Source organism: Mycolicibacterium flavescens, assembly GCF_001722335.1.
GTDB lineage: Bacteria > Actinomycetota > Actinomycetes > Mycobacteriales > Mycobacteriaceae > Mycobacterium > Mycobacterium flavescens.
In genome coordinates this window covers 39,157-62,008 of record NZ_MIHA01000012.1, presented here as the reverse complement: position 1 = coordinate 62,008, position 22,852 = coordinate 39,157, and the positions used below count along the sequence as shown (strand labels likewise).

The following is a 22,852-nucleotide window of genomic DNA, read 5'->3' as shown; positions in this document are numbered from 1 at the left end:
AGGAAGCGCACAGGTCCGGCCCATCGCTCCGCCAATAATGGAGTCGTGGCTCCCTCCCAATCTCCCGGCGTGAGCGAGCAGGACTCCGCGCGTGTGGTGATGCGCCGCGCCGACGGCAAGCCGATCCACGTGCTCGTCGTCGACGACGAACCCGTGCTCGCCGAACTGGTATCGATGGCGCTGCGGTACGAAGGCTGGGAGATCGCTACCGCGGGCGACGGGGCAAGCGCCATCGCGTCGGCTCGGGAGACTCCGCCCGACGTCGTCGTGCTCGACGTCATGTTGCCGGACATGAGCGGGCTCGACGTGCTGCGCCGGCTGCGCGAACAGATCCCCGGTCTGCCCCTGCTGCTGCTGACCGCCAAGGACTCGGTGGAGGACCGGATCGCCGGGTTGACCGCCGGCGGCGACGACTACGTCACCAAACCGTTCAGCATCGAAGAGGTGGTGCTGCGCCTGCGGGCACTGCTGCGGCGGACCGGGGTGGCCAGCGAATCGGGTGGCACCAAGATCGTCGTCGGTGATCTGGTGCTCGACGAGGACAGCCACGAGGTGACCCGCGGGGGAGACCTGATCACGTTGACCGCCACCGAGTTCGAGTTGCTGCGGTTCATGATGCGCAACTCCAAGCGGGTGCTGAGCAAGGCGCAGATCCTCGACCGGGTGTGGAGCTACGACTTCGGCGGCCGGTCCAACATCGTCGAGCTGTACGTCTCGTATCTGCGCAAGAAGATCGACAGTGGCCGCGAGCCGATGATCCACACGTTGCGCGGCGCCGGATATGTCCTCAAACCCGCGCGCTGACGGCCCGCGGATCCGGTCGCCTCGGACCTGGTCACTGCGGGCGAGGCTGTTGACGTCGCAGATCGTGCTGTTGGCACTGGTATGCGCGGCCGTCGGGGTCGGTACGGAGCTTGCGCTGCAACACTTTTTGATGCACCAGCTCGATGACCGGTTGGCCGAGACGGTCAAACGGTCGGCGGGCCTGTTCGAGTTCGGGCCGCCGCCGCTGCCGCCGGATTTCGATCCGCCGCCCGGTTTCGACCAGATGACGCCGCCCGGTTTCGAGCGTCGGCCGCCGCGCCGCGTGATCATCCGCGACGACCTCGGGCCGGGTCCGGCGTTCCTCAACGCGCCGGGGCAGGCGGCGCGCACGGTCGGCGCGGTGGTCTCGCGCGGCAGGACGGTGGACGCCGGGGTGATCACCGCCGACGGCACGCGTAGCGAGATCGGCGCGGCCGCAGCCGAACAGCTGGCTCGCGTCGAACCGACCGACACGCCGGTCACCGTGGATCTCGACGGGCTCGGCGATTACCGGGTGATCGCTCTGCCTACGCGGCGGTCCCAGGGCGACGTGATCGTGACGGGGCTGCCCACCTCCGACGTCGACGACACGCTGCTCACCGTCGCAGTCATCTTCTGCGTCGTGGGCGCGACGGCGCTGATCGCCGCGACGACGGCCGGCCTGTTCATCATTCGTCGTCAACTCGCGCCGCTGTCAAGGGTTTCCGACGCGGCGCGCCAGGTGGCCGACCTGGAACTGGACCGCGGTGAGGTGCGGCTGCCCACCCCGATCGTCAAGGTCGACCCGGCCGGCGCGCACACCGAGGTGGGACAGCTGGGGTCAGCGTTGAACCGGATGCTCGACCGGATCGCGTCGGCGCTGTCGGCCCGCCACGCCAGCGAGACGCGGGTCCGCCAGTTCGTCGCTGATGCCAGCCATGAGCTGCGCACGCCGCTGGCCGCGATCCGCGGCTATACCGAACTGGCGCAACGGAAACGCGACGACGTACCCGAGGACGTGGCGCATGCGATGAGCCGGGTCGAGTCGGAGACCGAACGGATGACGCAGCTGGTGGAGGACATGTTGCTGTTGGCCCGTCTCGACACGGGGCGGCCGCTGGAGCGCGAGCCGGTCGATCTGTCGCGGTTGATCGTCGACACCGTCAGCGACGCCCATATCGCGGGTCCCGAGTACAAGTGGTCGCTGGACCTGCCCGAGGAGCCGGTCGTCGTGATCGGCGACGAGGCGCGGCTACACCAGGTGCTCGGCAACCTGCTCGCCAACGCGCGCACGCACACCCCGCCCGGCACGACGGTGACGACGTCGTTGGCCGTCGGCGCTGACGGGGCGGTGGTGCTGACCGTCGCCGACGACGGACCCGGCATCCCGGCCTGGCTGCAGCCCGAGATCTTCGAGAGGTTCGCGCGCGGCGACTCGTCGCGGTCCCGCCGCGGCGGCAGCACCGGTCTGGGTCTGGCGATCGTCGCTGCCGTGGTGCGGGCGCACGCCGGGACCATCGAGGTGCACAGCGGTCCCGGCGACACCCGCTTCGTGGTGACATTGCCGCGATGACCGTCGCCATTTCCGGCGAGCAGACGCAAACTGGCCCGAAAACCCGCGAAATGTGGACAGTTCGCGTCTGCTCGCGGGCGGGATTGGTGGTCCTGCTCGCGGCGACCGCGGTGCTGTACGTGTGGAACCTGTCGGCGAGCGGATGGGCCAACGCTTTTTACTCGGCCGCGGCGCAAGCCGGGGCGAGTGACTGGACGGCGATGCTGTTCGGGTCCAGCGACGCGGCCAACGCGATCACCGTCGACAAGACGCCGGCGGCGCTGTGGGTGATGGATGTCTCGGTGCGATTGTTCGGGCTCAACCCGTGGAGCGTGCTGGTCCCGCAGGCGCTCGAGGGCGTCGCGGCGGTGGCGCTTCTCTATGCGGCGGTCCGGCGGGTCAGCGGATCCGGTGCCGCGCTGCTGGCCGGTGCCGTCCTGGCCCTGACTCCGGTGGCGGCGTTGATCTTTCGCTTCAACAACCCGGACGCGCTGCTCGTCCTGCTGCTGGTCGTTGCAGCCTATTGTGTGCAACGGGCCTGTGAGGCGGACGCGAGCCGGTGGTGGCTGATCGGCGCGGGCGTCGCGGTCGGCTTCGGTTTCCTGGCCAAGATGATGCAGGCGTTCCTGGTGCTGCCCGGATTTGTCGCTGCCTACGGGATCGCCGGGCACCGACCGTGGCGGCGACGGGTGCTGGACCTGCTGGGCGCCGCCGCGGCCGTCGTCGTCTCGGGTGGCTGGTATCTGCTGCTCGTCGAGCTGTGGCCGCCGTCGTCGCGCCCCTACATCGGCGGCTCGCAGCACGACAGCATCCTCGAACTGACTTTGGGCTACAACGGGTTCGGCCGACTCACCGGTGACGAACCCGGCGGCCTCGGCAACCTCAACCACGACGTCGGCTGGGGCAGGCTGTTCGGCGCCGGCATGGGCCTCGACATTGCCTGGCTCCTGCTCGCCGCCCTGATCTTCCTGGCGGCGGGTCTGGTCATCACCGCGCGCAGGCCGCGGACCGATCCCACGCGGGCGGCGCTGATCCTGTGGGGCGGCTGGCTCGTCGTGACCGCGCTGGTGTTCAGCTTCGCCAACGGAATCGTGCACTCCTACTACACGGTCGCGCTGGCCCCCGCTCTCGGGGCCTGCCTCGGCGTCGGCGCGAACCTGTTGTGGCAGAACCGCTTTGATGTCCGTTCCCGCACAGCGATGGCCGCGACGGTGCTGGTCACGGTGACCCTCGCGGCGGTGTTGCTGGCACGCAACCCCGACTGGCAGCCGTGGCTGCGGGCGGTGGTGGGAGTCGGGGGAGTGGGCGCCACGGTGCTCCTGCTCGTTGTGCACCGGCTGACCCGCCCCGTCGTCGGCGCTGTCGCGGTGCTCGCGCTCACCGCGTGTCTGGCGGCACCGACGGCGTACGCGATCGCGACCGCGGCCGCACCCCACCGTGGCGCCATCCCGTCGGTGGGCCCGTCGCGCCACAGCGGTTTCACCGGTCCGGGCGGATTGCTCGACTCTCCGGAACCGGGCCCTGCGCTGTCGGCCGCACTCGCCCACGACGCCGACCGCTACACCTGGGCGGCGGCGGTGGTCGGGTCCAACAACGCCGCGGGCTATCAACTGGCAGGCGGGGTGCCGGTGATGGCGGTCGGCGGATTCAACGGGACCGATCCAGCGCCGACACTCGCGCAGTTCCAGGAGCTGGTCGCACAGCACCGCATCCACTACTTCATCCGCTCGCACATGATGACCGGCCGTTGGGTCGCGCAGTCCAGCGGCAGCCGTGCCGACGCCGACATCGCCGACTACGTCGAGACCCACTTCGCGCCTTCGGTCATCGACGACGTCGTTGTGTACGACCTCACACGGCCGCCGACAAACTCATAGCCCAGACACAGGTTGGGCCAACGGGGCGCACAACGTGCAGCTCGACGATGTGTTCATGACAGACATCGCCCTCGACCGAGGGGCCCCCGAGCGGGCGCGCTTCGAATCCCGGCCCAACGCCGCGGTGATCGCGCGCGACGCGGGCGTACCGGTGCTCGACGTCGTGATCCCGGTGTACAACGAGCAGGCCGACCTGGCGGCGTCGGTGCGGCGGTTGCACCGGCATCTGCAGGACTCTTTCCCGTTCCCGGCGCGCATCACGATCGCCGACAACGCCAGCGACGACGACACCCCCCGGGTGTCGGCGGAACTGGCCGCCGAGCTCAGCGACGTCCGCGTGGTGCGAATCGAGCAGAAGGGTCGCGGGCGGGCGTTGCACGCGGTGTGGTCGGAGTCCGACGCGCAGGTGCTGGCCTACATGGACGTCGACCTGTCCACCGAGCTGACCGCCCTCGCGCCCCTTGTGGCGCCGCTGATCTCGGGGCACTCCGACCTCGCGATCGGCACGAGGTTGGGCCGGGGGGCGCGCGTCATCCGCGGGGCCAAACGCGAAGTCATCTCGCGCTGCTACAACCTGATTCTGAAATCGGCTCTGGCCGCAGGGTTTTCGGACGCACAGTGCGGGTTCAAGGCGATCCGTGCCGACGTCGCACAGCTGCTGCTGCCGCACGTCGCCGACACCGACTGGTTCTTCGACACCGAGCTGCTGGTGCTGGCCGAACGCAGCGGACTGCGCATCCACGAGGTACCGGTCGACTGGGTCGACGATCCGGACAGCCGCGTCGACATCCTCGCCACCGCCGTCGCCGACCTCAAGGGCATCGCCCGGTTGCTGCGCGGGTTCACCGACGGCTCGATCCCGGTGCACGCCATCGCCGCACAGCTCGGACCGGCGAGCGAGCCGCCGCGGTCGCTGTTGCGGCAGGTCGTGCGGTTCGCTGCTGTCGGCATCGTGTCCACCGCGGCCTACATCGCGCTGTTCATGCTGATGCAGGGCTGGCTCGGCGCCCAGCTCGCCAACTTGATCGTGCTGCTGGTCACCGCGATCGGCAACACCGCCGCCAACCGGCGATTCACCTTCGGCATCGGCGGCCTGGGCCGTGTGACGCGCCATCACGTCGAGGGTCTGATCGTGTTCGGCGTCGCCCTGGCGATCACCAGCGGAGCGCTCGTACTTCTGCACGCCGTCGTCGCCGAACCGCATGACCTGCTCGAGCTGAGCGTGCTGGTGCTCGCCAACCTGGTGGCCACCGCCGTCAGGTTTGTGTTGTTGCGCGACTGGGTTTTTCACCCGCGTCGGACACGTTGACCCCGGACACAAGGAAACCTCGATGACTCTCGCCGCCGACGTGCGACCACGCCACATCCCCGAATCCGACGTGCCGACCGGCCCGTCCGGCCCCCGCTGGGCCCGACCGGCGCTGGCGGCGCTGCTGCTTGCCACTGCCGCGCTGTACCTGTGGGGACTCGGCTCCGCCGGCTGGGCAAACGACTACTACGCGGCCGCGGCACAAGCGGGCACGCAGGACTGGAAGGCGTGGCTGTTCGGTTCGCTGGACGCGGGCAACGCGATCACCGTCGACAAACCGCCCGCCGCGCTGTGGGTGATGGCGCTGTCGGGGCGGGTGCTGGGCTTCAGCGCGTTCAGCATGCTGCTGCCGCAGGCGTTGATGGGCGTGGGATCGGTGGCGGTGCTGTATGCGGCCGTGCGCCGGGTCAGCGGTCCCGCCGCGGGACTGATCGCCGGTGCCGCGCTCGCGCTGACCCCTGTTGCGGCGCTGATGTTCCGCTTCAACAACCCCGACGCGCTGCTGGTGCTGCTGATGGTCGTCGCGGCGTACTGCGTGGTGCGGGCGACCGAGACCGCGAGCACCCGGTGGATGGCGCTGGCGGGCTGTGCGCTGGGGTTCGCATTCCTGGCCAAGATGCTGCAGGCGTTCCTCGTCGTGCCCGGTCTCGGGCTGGCGTTCCTCATCGCCGCCCCGGTCGGGATGTGGCGGCGGATCGGCACGCTCGCGATCGGTGCGGCCGCGATGGTTGTGTCGGCCGGCTGGTACCTCCTGCTGGTCGAGCTCTGGCCCGCCGACTCACGCCCGTACATCGGCGGCTCGACCGACAACAGCCTGCTGCAGCTTGCGCTCGGCTACAACGGAATCGAACGCATCGCCGGTCACACGGGCATGGGACCCGGTCCCGGCGCGCCGGGCGGCGAACGCCCCCTGTTTTTCGGCGGTGAACCCGGTATCGGCAGGATGTTCGGACACTCGATGGGCACGCAGGCCTCGTGGCTGTTGCCCGCCGCGCTGATCGGTTTGGCCGCCGGGTTGTGGTTCACCCGCCGGAGCGCACGGACCGCGACTGTGCGTGCTTCGCTGCTCATGTGGGGCGGCTGGCTGGTGGTGACCGGCGCGGTGTTCAGCTTCATGGACGGCACCATCCACCCGTACTACACGGTGGCGCTGGCGCCGGCGATCGCCGCGCTCGTCGGCATCTCGGTGCGAGAACTGTGGCGTGGCAGGCGATTTTTGGCACCGCGCGTCACGCTGGCGACAATGTCGGCGGCGACGGGGGTCTGGGCGTTCATCCTGCTGGCCCGCACACCCGACTGGTGGCCCGCGCTGCGCTGGGTGGTACTGACCGGATCGGTTGTGGCAGCCTCGATTCTGGCTGTCGGCGCGCATCGGTTCGGTCGCGCCGCGTTAACAGTCATCTGCGCCGCAACGCTTTTCGGGGGAGTCGCGAGCGCTGCCTACACGGTGGCGACGGTCGCGGGCACCCACAGCGGTCCGATGGCCGTCGCAGGCCCCCGCACCACGGACATCTTCGGCGGTCCCGGCGCGCAACGGCCGCCCGGCGGCTTCGGCCCGGACGCCGAGAACCCGGCACTGGAAAACCTCATCAAGGGAGCCGACAACCGATGGGCCGCCGCGACCATCGCGTCGATGCGGGCCGGCAGCCTGGAACTCAAGACCGGTGCCTCGGTGATGGCGATCGGCGGGTTCTCCGGGCATGACGACTCACCCACCCTCGCGCAGTTCCAGCAGTACGTCGCCCACCGCGAGGTGCGCTACTTCATCGTCGGCGGCCACGGCGGCCCACCCGGGCGGGCATCGAGCACCGCCGGCGACATCGCGGCGTGGGTGCAGAAGAACTTCGCCCCCATCGATGTCGGCGGAACCACGGTCTACGACCTTGACGCACCGGTCGGCGGCTGACCGACCGAGAAAGGAAACCGTCATGTCACTGACGAAACTCCTGGCAAGTACCGCCATCGCCGGCAGTCTGGGCGCCGCGGCGCTCGGTATGTCGACCGGAGTTGCCGAAGCCGATCCGGGATACGGCGGCCCGCATGGGCACGGCCACGCGGCCATCCACGAGCGGCCCGGCGGTCCGTGGCGCGGCGGCTACGAGCACGCCGGGCACGACCATCGTCCGTTCCAGTACCACGGGCGGTGGGTGACGCCCGTATTCGATCCGGCCCGCGCCGGCTGGGGCTTCTGGCTGGGCCCGGTCTGGATTCCGCTCTGAGCCGCCATCGGGCCCGCATTTCGATCGGCGTGATTTTCTCGCCCCGCAGCGGGTCGGCAGTTGACTAGTGTCGATCTCATGTCCGTGACCGACGAATACCTGAAGAACAACGAGGCCTACGCGGAGACGTTCTCGGGTCCGCTGCCGCTGCCGCCGAGCAAGCACGTCGCGGTGGTGGCGTGCATGGACGCCCGCCTCGACGTCTACCGGATCCTCGGGCTCAAGGACGGCGAGGCGCACGTCATCCGCAACGCCGGCGGCGTGGTCACCGACGACGAGATCCGCTCGCTGGCGATCAGTCAGCGGCTGCTCGGCACCAAGGAGATCATCCTCATCCACCACACCGACTGCGGCATGCTGACGTTCACCGACGACGGGTTCAAACAGCAGATCCAGGACGAACTCGGCATCAAGCCGGAGTGGGCCGCCGAGTCGTTCATCGACGTCGAGGAGGACGTGCGGCAGTCGTTGCGCCGCATCGAGGCCAGCCCGTTCGTCACCAGGCACGAGTCGGCGCGCGGTTTCGTCTTCGACGTCGCGACGGGCCGCCTGACCGAGGTCACCCTGTAACCACCATTCGGCGAGCGTGCACGTTTGCGCACGACACGCCGGGAAAAATCCGCACGTCGCGCACCCTTGCGGTCCCGCGAGCGTGCATTGCTCCTGGGGCGGCTGATGCCGCAGGTGTGCCGGGAACATCAGACGTCGCACATTTCGAATTCTTTGCGACACCTTCCTCGGACTTTGTCTGCATAACGTCACTCGGTGTGCGCCAGTGAGCCGGACCGGGTGCGACGGCCGGCCGTACTCACGACGACGCGAGCGTGCACAACCGCCGCAGATGCCGCGGCGTGTCGTGTGCAGACATGCACGTTCGCGGAACAGGGCGGGCCGGCGACGGCGTTGACATCGCCGACGCCCCAGGTGTCTAATATCGGGTAATGATCGTAAATATGGTCATTTCTACCAACTTTACGAGGAAATGATGACCACTACCGAACAAGCCGCGCAGGTCAACGCGGGTCGCTACGAGCTCAGCCATCTGCGCTCGCTGGAAGCCGAAGCGATCCACATCATCCGCGAGGTGGCCGCCGAGTTCGAGCGGCCCGTGCTGCTGTTCTCCGGCGGCAAGGACTCCATCGTCATGCTGCACCTCGCGCTCAAGGCGTTCCGCCCGGGCCGGCTGCCGTTCCCGGTGATGCACGTCGACACCGGCCACAACTTCGACGAGGTGCTGCAGACCCGCGACGAACTGGTCGAGGAGTTCGGCGTCCGCCTGGTCGTGGCGAAGGTCCAGGACGACATCGACGCCGGGCGCGTGGTCGAGACCATCCCGTCGCGCAACCCGCTGCAGACCGTCACCCTGCTGCGCGCCATCCGAGAGAACAAGTTCGACGCCGCGTTCGGCGGGGCCCGCCGCGACGAGGAGAAGGCGCGCGCCAAGGAGCGGGTGTTCTCGTTCCGCGACGAGTTCGGCCAGTGGGACCCCAAGGCGCAGCGGCCCGAGTTGTGGAACATCTACAACGGTCGCCACCACAAGGGTGAGCACATCCGGGTGTTCCCGCTGTCGAACTGGACCGAGTTCGACATCTGGTCCTACATCGGCGCCGAGAACATCAAGCTGCCGTCGATCTACTACGCCCACCGCCGCAAGGTGTTCGAGCGCGACGGCATGCTGCTGGCCGTGCACCGCTTCCTGCAGCCCCGCAAGGAGGAGGAGATTGTCGAGAAGACCGTGCGGTTCCGCACCGTCGGCGACGTCACCTGCACCGGCTGCGTGGAGTCGACCGCGGCGACGGTGTCCGAGGTGATCGCCGAGACCGCGGTGTCGCGGCTGACCGAACGCGGCGCCACCCGCGCCGACGACCGGATCTCCGAGGCCGGTATGGAAGACCGCAAGCGTGAGGGGTACTTCTGATGACCCGCACCGTCGATCGCACCGGCGCCACCACCCGGCCCGGCGCGACGCTGCTCCGTATCGCCACCGCCGGCTCCGTCGACGACGGCAAGTCGACGCTGATCGGCCGGCTGCTGTACGACTCCAAGGCCGTCATGGAAGACCAGTTGGCTTCCGTGGAGCGCACTTCCAAGGAACGCGGGCACGACTACACCGACCTCGCGCTGGTGACCGACGGGCTGCGCGCCGAGCGGGAACAGGGCATCACGATCGACGTCGCGTACCGCTACTTCGCGACGTCCAAGCGCAAGTTCATCATCGCCGACACGCCGGGCCACATCCAGTACACCCGCAACATGGTCACCGGCACCTCGACGGCACAGCTGGCCATCGTGCTGGTCGACGCGCGACACGGCCTGCTCGAGCAGTCCCGCAGACACGCATTCCTGGCCTCGCTGTTGGGGATTCGGCACATCGTGCTCGCGGTCAACAAGATGGACCTGATCGACTGGGACCAGGAGCGCTTCGAGAAGATCCGCGACGACTTCCACGATTTCGCCGCGCGCCTCGACATCCACGACGTCACCACGATCCCGCTGTCGGCGCTCAACGGCGACAACGTCGTCACCAAATCGGCGAAAACACCGTGGTACGAAGGCCCGCCGCTGCTGAGCCACCTCGAAGAGGTGTACATCGCCGGTGACCGCAACCTCGTCGACGTCCGCTTCCCGGTCCAGTACGTGATCCGCCCGCAGAGCCTCGAGCACCACGACCACCGCAGCTATGCGGGCACGGTCGCCGGCGGCGTGATGAAGGTCGGCGACGACGTCGTCGTGCTGCCGGCCGGCAAGACCTCGCGGATCGCGGCCATCGAGGGACCGTCGGGACCCGTCGACGAGGCGTTCCCGCCGATGGCCGTCGCGATCAGCCTGACCGACGACATCGACATCTCCCGCGGTGACCTGATCGCCCGGCCCAACAACCAGCCGAGGGTCACCCAGGAATTCGACGCCACCGTGTGCTGGATGGCCGACGGATCCGCGCTAGAACCCGGCCGCGACTACCTGATCAAGCACACCACCCGGACCACCCGGGCCCGGGTGACCGCGCTGGACTACCGGCTCGATGTCAACACGCTGCACCGCGACAAGGAAGCCACCGCGCTCAAACTCAATGAGCTGGGCCGGGTCTCGCTGCGCACGCAGCAGCCGCTGCTGCTCGACGAGTACAGCCGCAACGCCTCGACGGGATCGTTCATCCTGATCGACCCGAACACCAACGGCACCGTCGCCGCCGGCATGATCCTGCCGCAGATCAGCACGCGCACGTCGAGCCCGAACACCGTGCGTCACGAGTCGCTGTGCAAGGCCGAGGACCGCCTGTCCAAGGGCCGCACGGTGTGGTTCACCGGGCTGTCCGGTTCGGGCAAGTCCTCGGTGGCGATGCTCGTCGAGCAGAAGCTGATCGAAAAGGGCGTGCCCGCTTACGTTCTCGACGGTGACAACCTGCGCCACGGCCTGAACGCGGACCTGGGCTTCTCGATGGCCGACCGCGCCGAGAACCAGCGCAGGCTCGCCCATGTCGCGGCGATCCTCGCCGACTCCGGCCAGGTGGTGCTGGTGCCGGCGATCAGCCCGCTCGAAGAGCACCGGGCGTTGGCGCGCAAGGTGACCACCGAGGCCGGGCTGGAGTTCTTCGAGGTGTTCTGCGACACCCCGCTCGAGGACTGTGAGCGTCGCGATCCCAAGGGCCTGTACGCCAAGGCCCGAGCCGGTGAGATCACGCACTTCACCGGGATCGACAGCCCCTATCAGCGGCCGAAGAACCCGGACCTGCGGCTCACGCCCGACCGGGAAACCGAGGAGCTCGCCGATCTGGTCATCGAGCTGCTGGAAAGCAGGCAGTGAGCGACCACGAGCTCGCCGGCCGGGTGGCGACGGCCGCCGGGACGCTGCTGCTCGACGTCCGCCGCGAACTCGCCGACGCGTCCGCCGAGGAACGCAAAGCCGCGGGGGACAAGCGGTCTCACGACTTCCTGATGGAGGCGCTGGGCGCGGAGCGTCCCGACGATGCGGTGCTGTCGGAGGAGGGCGCCGACGACCCGGTCCGGCTCAGCGCCGACCGGGTGTGGATCGTCGACCCGCTCGACGGCACCCGGGAGTTCTCCGAACTCGGGCGCGAGGACTGGGCGGTGCACGTCGCGTTGTGGCAGGCCGGGGAACTGGTCGCCGGCGCGGTTGCGCTTCCGGCGCAGGGCGTCACGTTGACGACGCCGACGGTCGCGCCGCCTCCGGAGCATCAGGGCCGGCCGCGGATCGTGGTGTCGCGCACCCGCCCTCCGGCGGTCGCGCTCGCGGTGCGCGACGCTCTCGACGGTGTGTTGGTCGAAATGGGTTCGGCAGGCGCGAAAGTGGCTTCTGTCGTGCAGGGGCTCTCGGATGTCTACGTGCACGCCGGCGGCCAGTACGAGTGGGATTCGGCGGCGCCGGTCGCCGTCGCCCGCGCCGCGGGTCTGCACACGTCGCGCATCGACGGGTCACCGCTGGTGTACAACCGCGCCGACCCGTTGCTGCCCGACCTGGTGGTCTGCCGACCGGAGTTCGCCGACGCGGTGCTCGCGGTCACGACCTGACGGGCCGGATCGTCGCCTCATCCGGACCGACCTCGGATAGATTCCAGTAATGACCGAGCACCCCACGCTGCGGGCCCTGACCGGACTCCCCGCGCAACCGCAGGGCCTCGCGTCCTCGGCGCTGATCCTCATCGACTGCCAGAACACCTACACGCGCGGCGTCATGGAACTCGACGGCGTGCAGACCGCCCTCGACGAGACCGCGGCCCTGCTCGACCGGGCCCGCACCGCGGGCATCCCGATCATCCACATCCAGCACGACGCCGGGCCCGGCAGTCCGTACGACATCCGCGCCGAGATCGGGGCGATCGTCGAGGCCGTCGCACCGCGCGGCGATGAGGCCGTCGTCGTGAAGAACTATCCGAACTCCTTTGTCGGCACCGACCTCGACGAACGACTGAAGGCGGCGGGCACCCAGCACCTGGTGCTGGCCGGGTTCATGACGCACATGTGCGTCAACTCGACCGCGCGCGGCGCCTTCAACCTCGGCTACGCGCCGACGGTGGTGGCCGCCGCGACGGCCACGCGACCGTTGCCGGGCCCGGACGGCGGCGAGGTTCCGTCCGAGGCAGTGCAGGCGGCGAGCCTGGCCGCGGTCGCCGACCTGTTCGCGGTCGTGGTACCCGACGGCGCCGCCATCCCGGACTGAGCCGCAAGCAGTGGCACAATCCGTGTGATGCGGATGTCGGCGAAGGCGGAGTACGCCGTGCGCGCGATGGTGCAACTGGCCACCATCGAGGCCGGTGTTCTGGCCAAGACCGACGACCTGGCCAAGGCCCAGGGCATTCCGCCGCAGTTCCTGGTCGACATCCTGTCGGCGCTGCGGGCCGACCGCCTGGTGCGCAGTCACCGTGGCCGCGACGGCGGCTACGAGCTGGGCCGTCCGGCCGCGCAGATCAGCATCGCCGACGTCCTGCGTTCCATCGACGGCCCGCTGGCCAGTGTCCGCGACATCGGCCTCGGCGATCTGCCGTACTCGGGGCCGACCGCCGCGTTGACCGATGTGTGGCGGGCGCTGCGCGCCAGCATGCGCTCGGTGCTGGAACAGACCAGCCTCGCCGACGTCGCGGCCGGCGCACTGCCCGAGCACGTCCGCGCACTCGCCGACGAATACCGCGGCCAGGAACTCAAGCGCGGCCACTCACTCAACTAGAAGCGTCAGCGCAGATCGTCGATCACCACGTCGCCGTGTTGCGAGCGCGCCGTCACCTGCGCGTCGGCGGCGTCGCGGTCCGCCGTGCGCGGGACCCGCACCACGGTCTCCCCACGACCGGCGTCGGAGTCGGCGTTGACCAGGTAGGTCCCGTTGGCAGGCAGCCCGACAACGATGTCACCGTCCTGGCTGTTGATGTCCACCGAACGCGGTGCGGCTTCGGCGAAGTCGACGACCACGTCGCCGCTGACGGTGGTGGCCGAGAACGATTCGGTCACCGCGATCGGCTCACGAGCCACCACTTCGCCGTTGACGTTGTGGATCTCGACGCGGCGCGCCGCCCCGCTGAGCACCACCGCGCCGTCGTCGGTGCGGGCCACGAGTTGATCGAGGTCCGCCCGCGCCATCAGCACCCCGGTCTTCTGCTCGACGGTGACGGTGAGCCGTCGGGCCAGATCCGGCGGCAGCACGACGGTCAGCTCGCCGGCGCGGGTCCACTGCAGAAACTCCGAGGCTTCACCGGTGATCGTCAGCCGCGCTTCGCCGCGTTCTGACGTCAACGCCAGCGGATTGGCCGCGGCCCGAGTGGAATTCACCATCCGTAGGTCGGCTCGCGGCTCGGTGGCGTCACGGTCGGTGGTCAGCCGGACCGCCATCGGCACCGTGCCGGTGTCCACGACCAGCGCCCGCAGCGCCGGCGGCAGCGCCTTGGAGTCGGTGATCACCCGGAAGTTCGTGACCCCCCAGGCCAGCGCGCTCAGCGCGACGAGGGCCCCCAACGTGATCACCGCGGCGGCGACGATGAGCGTGACGCGGACCGCGGACCGGCCGCCCGGGGAGAGCGGGGGCGGCGGGTTCGCCGGTGCCGGCGGTGGGGGAGCAAGGGTGGTCACGTGAGTTTCCTTCCGCGAATTCAGGATTCGAGATAGCGCAGCACCGCCAGCACGCGGCGGTTCTCGCTTTCGTCGGGTGCCAGGTCCAGCTTCGTGAAGATCGAGGCGATGTGCTTCTCGGCGGAGCCGACCGAGACGTGCAGCGCGGCGGCGATCGCGGAGTTCGTCTTGCCCTCCGCCATCAACTGCAGCACCTCCTGCTCCCGGGGAGTCAGGGCGTCGAGCATGTTGCGCCGGTGCGAACGCACCAGGATCTGCGAGACGACCTCCGGGTCGAGCACGGTGCCACCCCTGCCGACGACCGAGACCGCGTCGAGGAACGCCGGCACGTCGGCCACCCGGTCCTTGAGCAGGTACCCGAATCCTCTGGTGTCCGAGGCGATCAGGTCGGCTGCGTAGCGCTCCTCGACGTAGTGCGACAGCACCAGCACCGGTGACTCGGGGTTCTGGCTGCGCAGCAGCGCCGCGGCCCGGATCCCCTCGTCGGTGAAGGTCGGCGGCATCCGCACGTCGAGGATCGCCAGGTCGGGTCGCGTGTCGTTGACCAATCGCAGCAGGTTCGTCGCGTCGGGCACACCGGCGATCACGTCGTGGCCGGCGTCGGTGAGGATCCGTTCGATGCCCGCCCGCAGCAGCGCGGAGTCCTCGGCGATCACGATCCGCATGGCAGCACCGCGGTGACGATGGTGGGCCCGCTCTGCGGGCTGGACACGGCGAACGTGCCGCGGGCGGCGCGCACCCGTTCCTCGAGGCCGCGCAACCCGGTGGCGTCTTCGTCCGAGGTGATCCGGGCGCCGCCCGCGCCGTTGTCGAACACCGACACCGACAGCTGGTCCGAGGCTTCGTCGTAGCGCACGGTGACGATCGCCTGGGTGGCCCCCGAGTGTTTGGCGACATTCGTCAACGCCTCGGCCACAACGAAATACGCGCACGCCTCAACTTCATCGGGTAGTCGGCGCGGCAGATGCACCTCCAGGCTCGTCGGCACCCCCATGTTCTGGGAACGCTGCGCCACCGCCGACAACGCCGCGTCCAGACCCCGGTCGGACAGGATGGTCGGCGCGATGCCGCGTACCACGTTGCGCAGTTCGACCAGCGCGCTCTTGGCGTCGTCGTGCGCCTCGGCGATCAACGTCTTGGCAGCGGGCAGGTCGGTGTCCAGCTTGGTCTGGGCCAGCCCGATCGTCATCGCCAGACTGACCAGCCGCGGTTGCACGCTGTCGTGCAGATCCCGTTCCACCCGGTGGCGTTCGGTCTGCGCTGAGGACACCGCGCCTTCCCGCGCGTCGGCCAGCGCGCTGACCTGGTGCTGCAGCGCGGCCGTCGACGACGGCGGCAACAGCCACCGGTCGATCGCGGCGTCCACCGCGGGCGCCACGATCAAAATCGCGACCGCCGCGGCCACCGCCACCAGCGCCAGCAGCCACGCCACCGGCACCGGCAGAAAACTCAACCCGGCGTCGTCGTCGCTCTGCTCGATCGCCGCCGCGGCCGCCGGCCCCAGCACAGCGAAGGCCACCAGAGCGAACGCGATCCCCACCGCCAGCAGGTCGTAGACCATCCGCAGATAGTGGTGGGCCGCGGCCTTCCAGAACCGGGCGCTGCTGATGTCGAGCCACAACTGGTGCAGCCAGCCCTGGAAGCCGGTGTAGTGCGACGCGCGGCGCGGCGGCACCGCGATGCCCATGCCGAAGACCGCCTCGCTGCGCATCCGTTCGACCCAGTCGACCCCGCGGATCAGGTAGACGAACACCACTGTCGCGAGTGCGAAGCCGATCACGCTGGGGATCGAGGAGATGCCGAGGATGAAGATCGACAGCGGAATCCAGAACCACACCGTGGCGACCGCCGCGCCGGTGATCATCGACGCGGTCGGCACCCGACCGATCGGTCGAGGGTGCGGCGCCTCGCTGTGTCCGGCTGTGTCAGCAGCGTCGGTGACGGTGTCGCTGACCGGAGCAGTGTCCAAGACCATGCCGTTCAACCTATGGATTCGCGGCGGCCGGCGACACACCGTTTCCCCACCGGTTTCCCGGGGGATAACCCCCCGCGTCCGGTCAGTCTTCGTCGAGTTCGATGCGGTCCATCGGCGCGGTCGGCGTCTCGGCGACGGCCATCTTCGCTGCGGAGTCGGTGGGGATGACCCCGCGGGCCAGCGCCGCCAGCGCGGCTTCGGTGCCGACGTCGCGGCCCGCCCGCTCGCTCATCAGCCAGCGCACCTCCAGCAGATCGCAGTAGGCCTGAATCGCCGACCCGGTGTTGCCGACGGCGGCGTGCGCGCGGTGCATCCCGGGCGTCGCCACCTCCATCACCCACAGCCGTGCCGCGGTGGACTCGTCGACGTCGTAGCCGGCTTCACGGGACAGCAGGCTCTGATAGGTGCGCAGGTCACCGAGCAGGATCTGCGCCTGCCCCTCGCCGACGTCGAGTCCGGTCAGCTCGCGCAGGTGCTGGGCGTGATAACGCCGATCGCCGACCGCGACGTGCAGCCGCAGCTGTTCGGACCCGTCGCTCAACGGCGCCAACGCGATCTCCTCGACCGCGAAACCGAGCTCGTTGAGCCGGCGGATGGTGCCCTCGACGTGGTAGCGGTCCGCCAGCGTGAACACCGGTTCGGCGTGCAGGATGTCCCAAAGTCGTTGGTAGCGAACGCGAATGTCGAGGGCTTCTTCGATCATCGTGTCCTCGAGCTCGGGGCGGCCCAGCTGCTCGATGAGATCGACCATGCCCGCGGCGACGTTCTCGACCAGGATGTCGATGTCGTGTTCGCGCTGACCGTTCGACAGTGACGGATGCACCTCGCTGGTTTCGGCGTCCACCAGCGAGGCCTGCAGCACCTGCCCGTCGCGGCTGAACAACGTGTTGGCCAGCGAGCAGTCACCCCAGAACACGCCGTGCCGGTGCAGCTCGACCATCAGGTTGGCCATCGCGTCGAACAGCCGGGCGCGGTGCTTGGGCTGGTCGGGTGGCAGCCGCCGGAACAACCGCCGGTACTGCCAGGACCCGTCGAGGTAGCGGGTCACCAGCAGCGCGGTGTCCAGATGTGGTTGGCGCACCAGCCCGGCGGGCCGCACCGCGGGCAGCGCCATGTCCTCGAGCCTGCGCAGCACCGCGAATTCCTTGTCCGCGATCCGCGGCGGCATGTCCTTGACCGCCCACACGCGGCCGTCGGCCTCGACGAACTTGACCAGGTGGCGGCTCGGCCCGACCGCGAAATCGCGCAGCGGCACGTCGGGCACGGTCCAGTCTGCCAGCGGCCGCTCCCACGGCAGGGCCAGCAGCTCCGCGGTCGGCGCGCGCAGCCGCAACTCGGGTACGCCCATGGGCATGCCGTTCATGCTGCCAGCCGTGCCAGAATCGCGGTCGTGCAGATCGGGATGACGATGCCGGTGATGGAGCCCAACCTCGACGCGGCGACGCTGCAGGCCTGGGCGCGGGTCGTCGACGGCGGGCCGTTCTCGTCGCTGTGCTGGGGTGAGCGCATCGCGTTCGACAACCCCGACTCGCTCACCCTGCTCGGGTCGCTCGCCGCGTGGACCGACCGGGTCCGGCTGGTGACGACGGTGGTGGTGCCGCAACTGCACGACCCGGTGATGCTGGCCAAGGCGCTGGCCACCGGCGACATGCTCAGCGGTGGCCGGCTGACCGTCGGTCTCGGTGTCGGCGGACGGGAGGAGGACTACCGCGCGGTCGCCGCGGACCCGGCCACCCAGACCATGCGCGGCATGGCCGAACGCGTCGCGGTGATGCGGCGGATCTGGGCCGGCGAGCAGGTCACCGAATCGGTTGTGCCGGTGGGGCCGCCACCGGTGCAGGCCGGCGGGCCGCCGCTGCTGGTCGGCACCATCGGGCCCAAGACGATCCGCAGCGCGGCCGGGTGGGCCGAAGGTCTGGCCGGGATCACCCTCGACCTGAACCTGCAGCGGCAGAACGAACTGTTCGACGTGGCCCGCACCGCATGGGCTGAGACCGGCAGGCCCGCACCGCATCTGGCGACGTCGTTCTGGTTCGCGCTCGGCGACGGCGACGAGCCGCGCGCCCAGGTGCACCGGCATCTGCGCCGCTACATGAACTGGATTCCCGCCGAGGTCGTCGACGCGATGGCGCCCACCACCGGCTGGGCCGGCACAGAGCAGGAACTGCTCGACGTGCTACGCCGCTTCGAAGACATCGGCACCGACGAGATCCATCTGATCCCAACCAGTTCCGACATCGACCAGCTGCGCCGGGTGGCCGACGCGGTCGGCGTCTACGCACCGTAGCTCAGGTCAGCAGCCGGGCATTCTCCTGGATCAGCTCGATGAGCGTGGTCCACGCCGCCTTCGGCGTCCAGTCCTTGCGGAACAACCCCATGTTGGCGGCGTTCGGATCCGCTTCGGTGTTGTCCTTGATGGTCTGGATGAACGCCGGGCCGGCCCAGGACTGGTTGCGCCAGCTGCGCAGGAAGTCGGCGATGAATGCCGCCTGGCTGTCCTCGGACACCAGATGCGAGGGCTGGCCGTACTCGGTGGCCCAGATCTTCTTGTTCCCATCGCCGTTGGCGACCATCAGCTTGTAGATCTCCTTGGCCTGCCACAGCGGCGCGTTGACCGTCGACCCGCCCTTGGAGAACTGCAACCCGTACAGGTAGGGGTGGAACGCGATCGCGTCGAAGTAACCCGCTGCGCCCGCGGCGTACATCTCCTTGATGAACCGCACCGGGTTGATCGTGATGTTGAGGAAGTCGATCACCGAGGCGACGGATCCCGCGAGCACGACGGCGTTCGGGTCGGCGGCCTTGATCACCGGGTAGGCGGCCTTGAGAAGCTCGGTGTACTGCGCCGGGCTCGGGCCGGGCGCCCAGAAGCCCCAGTAGTTCGGCTCGTTCCAGATCTCGTAGGCCGAGATCTTGCCCGCGTAACGGGCCGCGACCTTGGCGGCGTACTCGGCGAACTCCTCGACCTTGGCGGGCCGGCCCGACAGCAGCGGCACGTCGGGCACCGACGCCCACACCGGCGGCGAGTTCAACACCGCGAGCACCTCGATGCCCCGGGCCGCCGCGCCGTTGACCATCCGGTCGACCGCACCCCAGGTCCAGACGTCGTCGAGGAATTCGACGCTCATCCACGGCACCAGGATGCGGATGTTGGTGACACCGGCCTCCTGCAACAGGTTCAGCGCCCGGTCGGTGTCGGCCTGGTTGTAGAAGTACATCTCCTGCGCGGTCACCGCGATCGTGGTCGGGCGCTGGTCCATCGCCGACGCCAGCGGCGGGGCGATCTCGACGTTCACGGTCACGGTGGTCTTCAAGCCCAACGCGTCGGTGACGGTGACGGTGAACGTGTCGGTGTCGACGCCCGCTGTCTTGGCGGCGGCGTACCGCGCGTCGACGTTGGGCACGTAGGTGAAGGACCCGGTGGCTGCGTCGACCTTCACCAGCCCCTTGGCCGGGCCCGTGCCCAACGCGTAGGTCGGGCCGTCGGCGGCCGGAACGGCGGTCACCTTCCCGATCACGGTTCCGATCGCCGCCGTCGGGTTGGAGGCCTCGTAGCCGGCTCCGGACTGCGGAAGTGCCGGTGTGACCGTGAGATTCAGGGTGACCGTGGCGGTGCCGCCGTGCCCGTCGGTGACGGTGACGGTGACGGTGTCGACCTTCGCGGCCGCCTTGGCGCCCGGTGCGGCAGCGGCCTGCCGGGCGGCCGCGGTCGGGGTGTAGGTGAAGTTACCGTTGCCGTCGACCGAGAACACGCCCTTCTTCGCGGCGGTCGCGGTGTAGGTCAGCGCGTCGGCGTCGGTGTCGGTGAACTTGACGGTGCCGACCACCTCGCCGGTCGTCGGGTCCACCGACGAGTTGACCGTCGGTGCGGTGGGTTTCGCGTTGGTCGGGGTGACCGTCACGGTGACCGTCTTCTCGACGACGCCGCCGTGCCCGTCGTCGACGGTGACGGTGAACGTGTCGGCCTTCGCGGCGGCCGGTGCGCCGAGTTTCGCGGCGGCGTGGCGCGCCTCCGCGGTCGGCGTGTAGGTGAACTTGCCGGTGGCCCGGTCGAGCACCAGTGTGCCCCTGGTGGGCTGGACGGTCGCGGTGTAGGTGCGGACGTCCTTGTCGGCGTCGCTGGCGGTGACGCTGCCGCCGATCACGCCGGTGGTCGAGTTCGGTTTCCCGACACTGATTTTCACGACCGGGGCCGCGTTGGTGGGGGAGATGTTCACGGTGACCGTGGCGAGGCTGGTTGCCCCCTTGCCATCGGTCACGGTCACCGTGAACGAGTCGGTGGTGACGGCGGTGACGCCGACCGCGGACGCCGCGTGCCTGGCCTGCGCCGTCGGGGTGTAGGTGAACGTGCCGTCGGCCTTGACCGTCACCTTGCCCCGGGCCGGGGCGGAGGCCAGCGCGTACTTGAGCGGATCACCGTCGGGATCGACGGCGCCGACGTGCCCGCTGACGGCTCCGGTCTTGGTCACCGGGGTGCCGAGTTGCGGTGCGCCCGCCTCGGGTGCGCTGTTGATCGGGGGCAGGGCGACGGTGTGGATCCGGCCGGTGCCGGGGTCGGTGACGTAGAGCTTGGTGCCGTCGAGGCTGGCGACGGCCTTCGGCGTCAACCCCGTTGCAACGCGCGGTGCTTCGTCGGGGGCGCGGGTGGCGACCGTGCCGAGCGCTGCGCCGGTCGCGGCGTCGAGCGCGGTGATCACGCCGTCGCCGTCGGTGACCAGCAGCGTGCTGCCGTCCCTGCTGACCGCGACGGCCGCCGGCACACCGGACACCCGGTGGCTCGCGACGATCGCGGTGGTGGCGGTGTCGACGACGTGCACATTGCCGTCGGACGAGGTGACGTACAGCCGCTTGCCGTCCGGACCCACCGCCAGAGCGCCTGTGCCGCCGGGCAGGTCGAGGACCGCGGTGGCGGCCTTCGACGAGGGGCCCAGGACCGCGATCGAGCCGCGGCCGTCGGCGTGGCTGCTGACCACGTAGATCCGCTGGTCCGGGCCGACCGCCACGTCGGTGGGCCGCGACCCCGCGGGCAGTTTCACCGTGGAGACCGAGAACCACTTCAGGTTGATCTTCTTGAGGGTGCCGTCGGTCAGGCTGGTGGCGTACAGCGTGGAGGCCGACGCGTCGACGGTGATCGCGCTGGGGGCGGCGACCTTGATGGTCTTGACCACCTTGCCGTTGGCTGTGTTGATGATCCGCACGGTGTTGCCCGCGGAACTCGACACGTACATCCGGGAGCCGTCGTGCTTGACCGCGACGCCGTCGGGGGTGGCGCCGACCGCGTAGGTGCGCACGACGGTGTTGGTGGTCGTGTCGATCATGGTGACGGTGCCCGCGGCCCGGTTGGTGACGTAGGCGTACTTGCCGGCCACCGCGATGCTGTGGGCGTTGCCCACGGAACCCAGATCGGTGGTGGGTGAGATCGGGTAGGCGGCCACCGGGATGTCGACGACGGAGGCCACGCTGGTGGTGCCGTCGCTGACGGTGATCGTCATCGCGACGGCGTCGGACGCGGCGGTGGTGGCCGCGTCGAGGCGCTGCGAGGTGGTCGGTGTGTAGGTGAATGTCGCTGTCGCCGCGTCGAATACCAGGCTGCCCGTGGCGGGAGCCCCGGTGACGGTGTAGGTCAGCGGACCGCCGGTGAAGCCGTCGGTCACGATGCGGCCGGTGACGGCCCCGGTCGCGGACAGCGGCGCGTCCAGCGTGACGCCGACAGTCGGGCCGCTGCTCACGGCGCTGCTCTGCATGGCGGCGGCGTCGAGGGCGCCGACCTCACGTCGGGCCGCACCGAGCAGCAGCCAGCCGAGCGGGGAGGTGGCCGGATCACCGGGGAACGCGGTGAGGATCCGTGAGATCAGTGGCGTGACAAGGGCTTCGACGACCGTGTCGACCACCGTCGGCGCCTGGGTGGTCGACGGGGGAGCGGCGGGCTCCGCGACAGCGACGCTGGTGGGCTCGGGCTGGGGCACCGCGGGTTCCTCCGCAGGCTGCGCGAAGCCGTCGGTCTGCACGGTGTGCGCCGAGACCTGGGTGACGGGCTTCTCCGCAGGCGCCGCGTCCCCCGTGTCGTTGTTCGAGCTCTTGTCGGCCGGTGCCGGCTCGTCGGGTTCGTCCTCAGGCACCACCTCGTCGTCGGCCTCTTCGGTCGTGTCGCCGTGGGTGGAGGTGTGGGCACCGCCGGAACTCGACACGGTCACTCCGTCGGCGACCTCGACGGTCTGGTTCGACGGTGAGGTCGTCTCGGTCGACGGGGCGGGGTCGTCGTCAGCGTCGGCTTCCTGCGGGGCGGACGTGTCAGGGGACGCGGTGGTGTCGGTCGACCCCGGGGCGTCCTGATTCTCGGCCGGTGCGGCTGCCGACGGCCCGGAATCGGTTGCCGTCGTCTCGGTCTCGGCCCACGCAATTCCTGCGGGCGAGGCAATCGCCACGCCGACTCCCAATGCGACGGCGAGGGCACCGACCCGGCCGACGTAACTGCTGTATCCCATTAGCCGGGCCCCCATCGTTCAGTGTTAGCTGGGCAATTGCCCGCAGGAACTCTCCCCGTCTGCTCTGGGCTGAGAGC

The 22,852-nt window shown here is 69.6% G+C and carries 18 protein-coding genes; 13 read left to right on the top strand and 5 right to left on the bottom strand.

Annotated elements, in window-relative coordinates:
- Window positions 1–99: 99 nt before the first annotated feature.
- From BHQ18_RS16860 to BHQ18_RS16805, 12 genes are all read left to right on the top strand, one after another.
- Window positions 100–804: a response regulator transcription factor gene (locus BHQ18_RS16860; RefSeq protein WP_069414899.1), complete on the top strand. Its 705-nt coding sequence runs from the start codon at window positions 100–102 to the stop codon at window positions 802–804.
- Window positions 782–2,356 carry a sensor histidine kinase gene (locus BHQ18_RS16855; RefSeq protein ID WP_069414788.1) on the top strand — a complete coding sequence of 525 codons (1,575 nt, stop codon included), beginning with the start codon at window positions 782–784 and terminating at the stop codon, window positions 2,354–2,356. Before BHQ18_RS16860 ends, BHQ18_RS16855 begins: the two co-directional genes overlap by 23 nt.
- Window positions 2,353–4,212 carry an ArnT family glycosyltransferase gene (locus BHQ18_RS16850; RefSeq protein WP_069414787.1) on the top strand — a complete coding sequence of 620 codons (1,860 nt, stop codon included), beginning with the start codon at window positions 2,353–2,355 and terminating at the stop codon, window positions 4,210–4,212. The genes BHQ18_RS16855 and BHQ18_RS16850 overlap by 4 nt, the downstream gene beginning before the upstream one ends.
- Before the next feature lie 55 nt (window positions 4,213–4,267).
- Window positions 4,268–5,521 (top strand): bifunctional glycosyltransferase family 2/GtrA family protein, encoded by a 1,254-nt coding sequence (locus BHQ18_RS16845; RefSeq protein ID WP_069414898.1) that lies wholly within the window; start codon window positions 4,268–4,270, stop codon window positions 5,519–5,521.
- A 22-nt stretch (window positions 5,522–5,543) separates the two neighbouring features.
- Window positions 5,544–7,427 carry an ArnT family glycosyltransferase gene (locus BHQ18_RS16840; protein WP_069414786.1) on the top strand — a complete coding sequence of 628 codons (1,884 nt, stop codon included), beginning with the start codon at window positions 5,544–5,546 and terminating at the stop codon, window positions 7,425–7,427.
- A 22-nt stretch (window positions 7,428–7,449) separates the two neighbouring features.
- On the top strand, window positions 7,450–7,740 hold the full coding sequence (locus BHQ18_RS16835; RefSeq protein WP_069414785.1) for a hypothetical protein: 291 nt from the start codon (window positions 7,450–7,452) through the stop codon (window positions 7,738–7,740).
- Between the two features lie 78 nt (window positions 7,741–7,818).
- On the top strand, window positions 7,819–8,310 hold the full coding sequence (locus tag BHQ18_RS16830) for a beta-class carbonic anhydrase (RefSeq protein ID WP_069414784.1): 492 nt from the start codon (window positions 7,819–7,821) through the stop codon (window positions 8,308–8,310).
- 412 nt (window positions 8,311–8,722) lie between these two features.
- On the top strand, window positions 8,723–9,658 hold the full coding sequence (gene cysD / locus BHQ18_RS16825; protein WP_372516624.1) for a sulfate adenylyltransferase subunit CysD: 936 nt from the start codon (window positions 8,723–8,725) through the stop codon (window positions 9,656–9,658).
- Entirely contained in the window at window positions 9,658–11,544 is a 1,887-nt protein-coding gene (gene cysN, locus BHQ18_RS16820; protein WP_069414783.1) for a sulfate adenylyltransferase subunit CysN, read from the top strand. The genes cysD and cysN overlap by 1 nt, the downstream gene beginning before the upstream one ends.
- Complete coding sequence (locus tag BHQ18_RS16815; RefSeq protein ID WP_069414782.1) at window positions 11,541–12,269, top strand: 3'(2'),5'-bisphosphate nucleotidase CysQ; 729 nt, start codon at window positions 11,541–11,543, stop codon at window positions 12,267–12,269. The genes cysN and BHQ18_RS16815 overlap by 4 nt, the downstream gene beginning before the upstream one ends.
- Window positions 12,270–12,318: 49 nt before the next feature.
- Entirely contained in the window at window positions 12,319–12,918 is a 600-nt protein-coding gene (locus BHQ18_RS16810) for a cysteine hydrolase family protein (protein ID WP_069414781.1), read from the top strand.
- 27 nt (window positions 12,919–12,945) lie between these two features.
- Window positions 12,946–13,422: an Rrf2 family transcriptional regulator gene (locus tag BHQ18_RS16805; RefSeq protein WP_069414780.1), complete on the top strand. Its 477-nt coding sequence runs from the start codon at window positions 12,946–12,948 to the stop codon at window positions 13,420–13,422.
- 5 nt (window positions 13,423–13,427) lie between these two features.
- Here the strand turns inward: BHQ18_RS16805 and BHQ18_RS16800 are convergent, their stop codons facing one another.
- The 4 genes from BHQ18_RS16800 to BHQ18_RS16785 all read right to left on the bottom strand — a co-directional run bounded on the left by BHQ18_RS16800 (window position 13,428) and on the right by BHQ18_RS16785 (window position 17,638).
- Complete coding sequence (locus BHQ18_RS16800) at window positions 13,428–14,315, bottom strand: DUF4097 family beta strand repeat-containing protein (RefSeq protein ID WP_069414779.1); 888 nt, start codon at window positions 14,313–14,315, stop codon at window positions 13,428–13,430.
- Window positions 14,316–14,335: 20 nt separating this feature from the next.
- Complete coding sequence (locus BHQ18_RS16795) at window positions 14,336–14,980, bottom strand: response regulator transcription factor (RefSeq protein ID WP_069414778.1); 645 nt, start codon at window positions 14,978–14,980, stop codon at window positions 14,336–14,338.
- A complete protein-coding gene (locus BHQ18_RS16790) occupies window positions 14,968–16,290 on the bottom strand; it encodes a sensor histidine kinase (RefSeq protein ID WP_069414777.1) in 1,323 nt (440 codons plus the stop codon). Before BHQ18_RS16790 ends, BHQ18_RS16795 begins: the two co-directional genes overlap by 13 nt.
- 82 nt (window positions 16,291–16,372) lie before the next feature.
- On the bottom strand, window positions 16,373–17,638 hold the full coding sequence (locus BHQ18_RS16785; RefSeq protein WP_069414896.1) for a DUF4032 domain-containing protein: 1,266 nt from the start codon (window positions 17,636–17,638) through the stop codon (window positions 16,373–16,375).
- 54 nt (window positions 17,639–17,692) lie between these two features.
- Here BHQ18_RS16785 and BHQ18_RS16780 point away from each other — a divergent pair, with 54 nt between their 5' ends.
- The gene (locus tag BHQ18_RS16780; RefSeq protein WP_069414895.1) at window positions 17,693–18,577 is read left to right on the top strand and encodes an LLM class flavin-dependent oxidoreductase; all 885 of its coding nucleotides are present in this window, start codon (window positions 17,693–17,695) and stop codon (window positions 18,575–18,577) included.
- A gap of 1 nt (window position 18,578) precedes the next feature.
- On the opposite strand, the gene BHQ18_RS16775 is transcribed toward BHQ18_RS16780, so the two are convergent.
- A complete protein-coding gene (locus BHQ18_RS16775) occupies window positions 18,579–22,790 on the bottom strand; it encodes a cadherin-like domain-containing protein (protein ID WP_109789324.1) in 4,212 nt (1,403 codons plus the stop codon).
- Between the last annotated feature and the right edge of the window lie 62 nt (window positions 22,791–22,852).

Excerpts from the sequence above, each read along its gene's own strand:
- BHQ18_RS16845 (WP_069414898.1), top strand. The coding sequence starts at position 4,268 with ATGACAGACATCGCCCTCGACCGAGGGGCCCCCGAGCGGGCGCGCTTC.
- cysD (WP_372516624.1), top strand. The coding sequence starts at position 8,723 with ATGATGACCACTACCGAACAAGCCGCGCAGGTCAACGCGGGTCGCTAC.
- BHQ18_RS16805 (WP_069414780.1), top strand. The coding sequence starts at position 12,946 with ATGCGGATGTCGGCGAAGGCGGAGTACGCCGTGCGCGCGATGGTGCAA.
- BHQ18_RS16835 (WP_069414785.1), top strand. The coding sequence starts at position 7,450 with ATGTCACTGACGAAACTCCTGGCAAGTACCGCCATCGCCGGCAGTCTG.
- BHQ18_RS16795 (WP_069414778.1), bottom strand. The coding sequence starts at position 14,980 with ATGCGGATCGTGATCGCCGAGGACTCCGCGCTGCTGCGGGCGGGCATC.
- BHQ18_RS16860 (WP_069414899.1), top strand. The coding sequence starts at position 100 with ATGCGCCGCGCCGACGGCAAGCCGATCCACGTGCTCGTCGTCGACGAC.
- BHQ18_RS16840 (WP_069414786.1), top strand. The coding sequence starts at position 5,544 with ATGACTCTCGCCGCCGACGTGCGACCACGCCACATCCCCGAATCCGAC.
- cysN (WP_069414783.1), top strand. The coding sequence starts at position 9,658 with ATGACCCGCACCGTCGATCGCACCGGCGCCACCACCCGGCCCGGCGCG.
- BHQ18_RS16785 (WP_069414896.1), bottom strand. The coding sequence starts at position 17,638 with ATGGGCGTACCCGAGTTGCGGCTGCGCGCGCCGACCGCGGAGCTGCTG.
- BHQ18_RS16830 (WP_069414784.1), top strand. The coding sequence starts at position 7,819 with ATGTCCGTGACCGACGAATACCTGAAGAACAACGAGGCCTACGCGGAG.
- BHQ18_RS16790 (WP_069414777.1), bottom strand. The coding sequence starts at position 16,290 with ATGGTCTTGGACACTGCTCCGGTCAGCGACACCGTCACCGACGCTGCT.
- BHQ18_RS16810 (WP_069414781.1), top strand. The coding sequence starts at position 12,319 with ATGACCGAGCACCCCACGCTGCGGGCCCTGACCGGACTCCCCGCGCAA.
- BHQ18_RS16780 (WP_069414895.1), top strand. The coding sequence starts at position 17,693 with ATGACGATGCCGGTGATGGAGCCCAACCTCGACGCGGCGACGCTGCAG.
- BHQ18_RS16855 (WP_069414788.1), top strand. The coding sequence starts at position 782 with ATGTCCTCAAACCCGCGCGCTGACGGCCCGCGGATCCGGTCGCCTCGG.
- BHQ18_RS16850 (WP_069414787.1), top strand. The coding sequence starts at position 2,353 with ATGACCGTCGCCATTTCCGGCGAGCAGACGCAAACTGGCCCGAAAACC.
- BHQ18_RS16775 (WP_109789324.1), bottom strand. The coding sequence starts at position 22,790 with ATGGGGGCCCGGCTAATGGGATACAGCAGTTACGTCGGCCGGGTCGGT.